Origin of the sequence: Paraburkholderia sp. Ac-20336 (assembly GCF_017105025.1) — a bacterium.
In the GTDB taxonomy this organism is placed as follows: Bacteria; Pseudomonadota; Gammaproteobacteria; order Burkholderiales; family Burkholderiaceae; genus Paraburkholderia.
The window spans coordinates 1-6848 of sequence record NZ_JAAGPS010000212.1; the positions used below are offsets into that span (position 1 = coordinate 1).

At 65.4% G+C, this 6848-nt stretch carries 6 protein-coding genes and 1 pseudogene; 6 read left to right on the forward strand and 1 reads right to left on the reverse strand.

From position 1 onward, the window contains the following. From GXB81_RS29920 to GXB81_RS29930, 4 genes are all read left to right on the forward strand, one after another. On the forward strand, positions 1 to 374 hold a 374-nt coding region (locus tag GXB81_RS29920), incomplete at its 5' end, for a LysR substrate-binding domain-containing protein (RefSeq protein ID WP_241016585.1). Between the two features lie 212 nt (positions 375 to 586). After that, on the forward strand, positions 587 to 1633 hold the full coding sequence (locus GXB81_RS29925; protein ID WP_167045902.1) for an NAD(P)/FAD-dependent oxidoreductase: 1047 nt from the start codon (positions 587 to 589) through the stop codon (positions 1631 to 1633). Between the two features lie 82 nt (positions 1634 to 1715). After that, positions 1716 to 1838, forward strand: a complete 123-nt coding sequence (locus GXB81_RS31830; RefSeq protein WP_277396821.1) for a hypothetical protein — start codon at positions 1716 to 1718, stop codon at positions 1836 to 1838. Positions 1839 to 2120: 282 nt separating this feature from the next. Further along, on the forward strand, positions 2121 to 4124 hold the full coding sequence (locus GXB81_RS29930) for a PAS domain-containing sensor histidine kinase (RefSeq protein ID WP_205991105.1): 2004 nt from the start codon (positions 2121 to 2123) through the stop codon (positions 4122 to 4124). Positions 4125 to 4167: 43 nt separating this feature from the next. Here the strand turns inward: GXB81_RS29930 and GXB81_RS29935 are convergent, their stop codons facing one another. Continuing rightward, the gene (locus tag GXB81_RS29935; RefSeq protein WP_167284014.1) at positions 4168 to 5565 is read right to left on the reverse strand and encodes an MFS transporter; all 1398 of its coding nucleotides are present in this window, start codon (positions 5563 to 5565) and stop codon (positions 4168 to 4170) included. A gap of 233 nt (positions 5566 to 5798) precedes the next feature. On the opposite strand from GXB81_RS29935, the gene GXB81_RS29940 reads away from it, so the two are divergent. Then, the gene (locus tag GXB81_RS29940; protein ID WP_167045893.1) at positions 5799 to 5942 is read left to right on the forward strand and encodes a hypothetical protein; all 144 of its coding nucleotides are present in this window, start codon (positions 5799 to 5801) and stop codon (positions 5940 to 5942) included. Between the two features lie 553 nt (positions 5943 to 6495). Next, positions 6496 to 6848 (forward strand): annotated as a pseudogene (locus GXB81_RS29945) (hypothetical protein); the annotation flags it as partial.

The following is a 6848-nucleotide window of genomic DNA, read 5'->3' on the forward strand; positions in this document are numbered from 1 at the left end:
AATGGCTCGGGCGCACAGGCACGCTCGTCGCTCCGGGGGCGCCGCCGCCGCTGATCCTGGCCGCCGGGCCGGGCGGGGCGGGCGCGGTCGTGCTCGACGCGCTGGCGGAGGCGGGCGCGAGCTGGCAAGTGGTCTGCACAAGCAGCAGTCACTCGGGCAGCATCGCGGCCGCGCGCGGCGGGCTCGGCATTACGGTGTGTCCGCAGTACCTCGTCGCGCGCGGGCTCGCGGCGCCGCTGAACGCGGCCGCGCTGCCGACGCTGCCGTCGGTGGAATTCATCGCGCTCGCGGCGAAGCGCCTGAGCCGCCCGGCGGGCACGCTGCTGCAATTGCTGCACGACAGCGATCTGCGCGGTTCGTGGATCGGCGAGTGACCGGAAGGCATGGGTGGGGCACGGCGTTTGCGGGGTGCTGAACGCGCATCGAGCGCGTTGAGCATCCTTACCGCCGACGATGGCATCGTTGCCGCTGTCCGGGCGATTCGGTATGGTGGGTTATCGGCAGTCTGATTGCCGTTGCGCGTTTTGATTGCGCGCGCGCCTGCCGTCGTTTTTATCGATGCTTCCCGGACCCGGAGAACCCGCCCATGAGCGCCACCGCCGACCTATCGCAACCGATCCGCACCGATGTCCTGATCGTCGGCGCCGGTCCCGTGGGCCTGTTCGCCGCGTTCGAGGCCGGTGTGATCGGTCTCACCTGCCAGATCGTCGATGGGCTCGGCCGGGTCGGCGGCCAGTGCATCGAGCTCTATCCCGACAAGCCGATCTACGACATTCCCGCGATTGCGTCGTGTACCGCGCGCGAACTGGTCGAGCGTCTACAGGCGCAGGTGAAGCCGTTCGACGTGCCGATCCATCTCGACCAGCGCGTCGAAACGGTCGAGCAGCGCGACGACGGACGCTGGACCGTGCGCACGCATCGCGGCCTCGTCTTCGATGTCGCGGCGATCCTGCTCGCCGCCGGCAACGGCGCATTCGTGCCGCAAAAACTCGTGCTTCCCGAAGCTGCTCCGCTCGAAAAGCGCCACGTGCACTACAGCGTGCCGCGGCTCGCCGATTTCGCCGGCAAGCGCGTGGTCGTCGCGGGCGGCGGCGATTCCGCGCTCGACTGGGCACTCGCCTTGCGCGGGGTCGCGCGGCGCGTCACGCTCGTGCATCGGCGCGCCGGTTTCAGCGCGGCCGATTCGAGCGTCGCGCAGATGCGGCGCGCGGTCGACGCGGGCGAGATGGACTTCGTCGTCGGCGCGATCGCGGGACTCGGCGTCGAGGACGGCGCATTGAAGTCGCTGACGCTGCGGCATATCGACGGCGAGACGCAGATCGAGACCGAGCATCTGATCGCGCTATATGGACTTGTCGCCGACCTCGGCCCGATCGCGCAGTGGGGGCTGACGCTTCACGGCGGACGTATCGACGTCGATACGTCGAACTACGAAAGTTCGCGGCCCGGCATCTTCGCGGTCGGCGACATCGCGAATTATCCGAACAAACAGAAGCTCATTCTGTCGGGCTTTCACGAAGCGTCGCTCGCGTTGCGCAAGGCATATGGCTATGCGTATCCGGACAAAAAACGCGTACACGTCCATTCGAGTTACGACGCGAAGCTCGCGGAAAAGATCGGTTCGGCGGGGTGAGCGGTGGGCCATAGAACAGTTTGCCGTACGTGACCGCGGTCCTGCGTTATTTGCCGGCTGGCTGACTCGATGCCGCAGCGACATGCGCGGCATCGCCTTTCCTTTTGGCATCCTGATGAAAATCCTGCCGACGATCGCGAATACGTTTTTCAATCGCGAGCGTCCCGTTGCAATGCGGCGGCTGGCCCGACAACTCATTCACTGAGCAATCCGATAAATAGCGCGCCGGAATACGCGTACAACGACATGCGGCGCGGCGCAACGTTGCAGTAAATACGGAGTGGCAAAGCAGGGCCCGGCGTATAAGCTGTGCGCCTTATAAGCCTGAAATCTGCGAAAGATTCGCGCAGTGCCGCCAACGCGCCTGTGCACCCCGGCCAACCGAGGGGCCGATCATGCACGCATCGCGCGGCGCCCGTCATTCGACTACGCGCCACCACCCGGGCACAACGTATGCTTGAGACAACAACCCTTATACGTGCATGCCATGACCGAGTCCGATATTCCTTCTTTTCGCGAAAACGGCGAACCCGCCCAGTTGCAGGCCGAGGTTGCGTCGACGTCGCCAGGCGGCGCCGCAACCAGTATCGCTAGCACCATCGATTACTCGTCGCTCGTGCAGGCCATCGAGGACTACGCGATTTTCCTGCTCGACGCGGGCGGCCGTATCGTCAGCTGGAACGCCGGCGCGCAGAAGTTCACGGGCTATACCGAGAGCGAAATCGTCGGTCAGCATTTCTCGTGCTTCTACGCCGAGGAGGCCGTTGCGCGTGGCTGGCCCACGTATGAACTGGAGCAGGCCGCGCTGACCGGCCGTTTCGAGGACGAAGGCTGGCGCGTGCGCAAGGACGGCACGACGTTCTGGTCGAACGTCGTGATTACCGCCATCCGCAACCCGGCGGGCGAGGTCACGGGCTTCGCGAAGATCACGCGCGATCTGACCGCGCAGCGCGAGTATCTGGAAGCATTGCGGCAAAGCGAGGAGCGCTTTCGTCTGCTCGTCGACAGCGTCAAGGACTACGCGATTTTCATGCTCGATCCGCAAGGCTGCGTGGTGAGCTGGAATGCAGGCGCGGCGCGGATCAAGGGCTATACGCACGACGAAATCGTCGGGCGTCATTTTTCGCTGTTCTACCTGCCCGAGGAAGCCGCGGCGGGCAAGCCCGCGCGCGAACTCGCGATCGCCCGGCAGATCGGCACCGTCGAGGACGAAGGCTGGCGCGTGCGCAAGGACGGCACGACGTTCTGGGCCAACGTAATCATCACGGCCGTGTACGACGAATCGAAACGGCTGCGCGGCTTTGCGAAAGTCACGCGCGATCTGACCGAGCGGCGGCGCCGCGAAGAACTCGAACGCTCGGGCGAGCGCATGCGCGAATTTCTCGCCACGCTTGCGCACGAGCTGCGCAATCCGCTCGCGCCAGTGCGCAACGCGGTCGGCGTGATGCAGATAGAAACCGGCCTGAGCCCGGCGCTCGCCCTCGCGCGCGACCTGATCGACCGCCAGGTCACGCACCTCACGCGGCTCGTCGACGATCTGCTCGACATCGGCCGCATCATGTCGGACAAGGTCGAGCTGCGCATCGCGCGGGTCGATCTCGGCGAGCTCGTCACACGCGCGATCGAGGCCGCGCGGCCGTTTACCGATGCACGCGAGCAGCGTGTCGTCGCTCACGTGCCGGCCGAGCCCGTCATCATTCGCGGCGACATGACGCGGCTCGTGCAGGTATTGCAGAACCTGCTGCACAATGCGTCGAAATTCTCGCCGCAGGGGTGTGGCATCGACGTGATGGGGCGCGTCCACTTCCGTATGGCCGTGCTCGAAGTGCGCGACCCCGGTTGTGGCATTCCGGTGCGCTCGCTCGACAGGATCTTCGAGCTGTTCGCGCAGGAAAAGGACCACGAAGGACTCGGCGAGGGCGGTCTCGGCATCGGCCTCACGCTATGCAAGTCGCTCGTCGAAATGCATGGCGGCAGCATCGTCGCGAGCAGCGAGGGGCCGGGCCTTGGCAGCACGTTCACGCTGAGCTTGCCGCTTGCCGGAGGACTTGCCGAAGCCACCGGCGAAGACGCCGGTGTGGCGGCTCCCGAGGTCGAACCGCTGCGGGTTCTGCTCGTCGACGACAATCGCGATTCGGCCGACAGCCTCGCGATGCTGCTCGAACTCAAGGGCCACGAGGTGCGTATCGCCTACGAGGGCGAACAGGCGCTGCCGATCGCGGCGCGCTTCGCGCCGCATCTCGCGCTGATCGACCTCGCGATGCCGAAGATGGACGGCTATGCGACGCTCGCGGGAATGCGCGCGATGCCCGAACTGGACCGCACGATGTTTGCCGCGATGACCGGCTTCGGCCATGCGAGCGATCTCAAACGCACGCGCGAGGCCGGCTTCCATGCGCATCTCGTGAAGCCGGTGGAAATGGCGGTGCTCGATACGCTGCTTGCACAGGCGGACGCGCGTTTGCGCGTGCCGATAACCTGTCGACGCTGATACCGAGGGCGTCTGTGCGCACTCGGGAGCCGCCCGGCCCCGCCTAACCTCGTCCGCCGCGCGAAATCTCTTCGCCCGCGCGCAGCGGCATGCGCATCGTGACCGGAATCGAGGCGAACGAGCACAGCCCGACCACGAGGAACGCGGGCCAGAAATCCGACCACATGATGCCCGGATGCCCGTGCAGCACGCGCGAAATCTGCAGCACGATCCCGCCGACCGTCACGCCGAGACCGAGCGACATCTGCTGCACGACGCTGCCGAGGCTCGTCGCGCGGCCGACGTCGCGGCTCGCGATTTCCGCGTAGGTCAGCGAGTTCAGGCTCGTAAACTGCAACGCGGGGAAAAAGCCGCCGAGCAGCACGACGACCCAGATAATCCACGTCGGCGTGTGCGGGAAGAAGAGCCCGCAGGCGGCAATCGAAATGCCCGAGAGCGCCGCGTTGAATACGAGCACGGTGCGGAAACCGAAGCGGCGCAGCACGCTCGACGCGATCGTGCGCATGAACATGCCGCCGAACGCGGACGCGCAGGTAATCAGGCCCGACTGGAATGCGCTCATGCCGTGGCCTTCCTGCAGCAGCAGCGGCAGCAGGAACGGCAACGCGCCGAGACCGATACGAAATAGCGAGCCGCCGAGCACGCTCGCCTGGAAGGTCGGCACCCTGAAAAAGCGCAGATCGAGCAGCGGCAGCGGGACGCGCAGGGCATACACGGTGTAGAGCGCGAGCAGCACCGCGCCGATCGCGCACATGCCGAACGCGTCCGTGTTCGAGATCAGTTCGCCGCCGATCAGCGAAAGCCCGAGCAGCAGCAACACCGCGCCCGCCGCGGACAGGATGAAACCGATCCAGTCGAGCGGCCCGGGGTCGGGCTCGCGCGTGTTCGCGATGTAGCGGTTGGTCAGATAGATGCCGAGAATGCCGACCGGCACGTTGATGAAAAAAATCAGCCGCCAGTGCAGATAGGTCGTGATGAAGCCGCCGAGCAGCGGGCCGGCAGCGGGGCCGAGCATCGCGGGCACGCTCAGATAGTTCATCGCGCGGATGAAATCGGCTTTCTCGACGACGCGAAAAATGATGATGCGCCCGACCGGCACCATCATCGCGCCGCCGACGCCCTGGATGAAGCGCGCGACCGTGAAAGTCGCGAGCGAATTCGATGCGGCGCACAACAGCGAACCCGTCACGAAGATACCGATGGCCGTGCGGAAGATCGTGCGCGCGCCGAATTTGTCGGCGAGCCAGCCGCACACGGGGATGAACACGCCGAGTCCCAATACGTAGCTCGTTACGGCGATTTTCAGCGTGACCGGATCGCGCCCGAAATCGCGCGCCATCGCCGGCAGCGCGGTGACGATGACGTTCGCGTCGACGCTTTCCATGAACATCGCACACGCGACAATAAGGGGTGCAATCAGGGCTTTCTGGGCGGCGGACATGGCGGCGGGGCTGCGGCAAAGCACCACGGGTAAAGGGGGCATTATTGCACCTGTGCGGTGCGGATGGTGGATGCCGGCCCTGTCGATATCGCCCTTTTTCAGTTTTTGACATGTATAGCGGCCCTAGCGTTACGGTGATCGTCAGTTTTTGTTGCGCTGCGCCATGAAAAAGATCATAATCGGGTTATTGCTTAGGTATAAACCCTTATCACCCTAATTCGAGAGAGCCCATCATGAACGTCGCATCGACCGCAGTCCGTTCCACTCCTGCTACCACCACGCTGTTCGGCAAGCTGCGCGCTCTGGCGCTGCACGCGCTTCATCTGCATGTGCAGAACTGCGCCATGATCGCCGAAGCGTATCGCCGCCCGCTGTAAAGCCCGCCGGCGCGCAAGGCGCCTCGTGGTGAAGTCGTCGATGCCCGCTCCAATAGCGGGCATCGTGCTTTCTGGCCCCGTTTTTAGGGAGGAGCCGGGCGGTCAGAGCTCGGTTCGATCGGATGTGGGTGGAATCGTCTGAGCATACTGGGCCTGTGCGTTGCCGGCGCGGGCAGGCCGTTGTCGGCTGCGCCATCCACATACGGTTCCTCGGGACATACCCGAAGTCCTTCGCTTCAGACCCGCGATCGTTTTCTCCCTCAGAAACCGAATCGCGCCAAATCTCCGGCACGGCGCGATGGGCCGTGCCGCGCCTTGCGGCGCGCTCCCGCGCCTGATGACGGCACGCAAGGCGGCCGATCCGATGCCGCGAGCCCAAGCCTTTCAACCAGCTCCTTCCGCAGACGCGCCGCGCAACCGGACCGACAGCTAAATCGCTCATGCTGTCAACCTTTTGCACGCTTTGTCGTTATCTCTTTGTAATCGCCGACACAGGCGATACCGCGCGCGACGCCCCGTTGCCGCGACCGCTCTCGCAAGGCCCGCACTCACCATGTTTCGTCGACTTCACCACCCGTTCGCCCGGCTCGGCGCGCGGCTCAGCCGCGCAGCGAAAGCGACGGGCGGCCGGGGACTTCTGTCGCCCGTGCTTGCGCTCGTCATTTGCGGGCTGCTGCTGGTCGTGTTGCAGCATCTGTCCGAGGCGGTCGACTATCGCTCGGTGATCCGCGAATTGCGAGACCTGTCGGCGAGCGGGTGGATCGGCGCGCTCGGCGCGACCGCGCTCAGCTACGTAGCGCTCGTCGGACGCGACGCGGTCGGGCTGCGCTATCTCGGCACGAGCGTGCCGCGCGCGGCGCTGTGGGTCGGCGCGACCGCGGGCTCGGCGCTTGGCAATGCCACCGG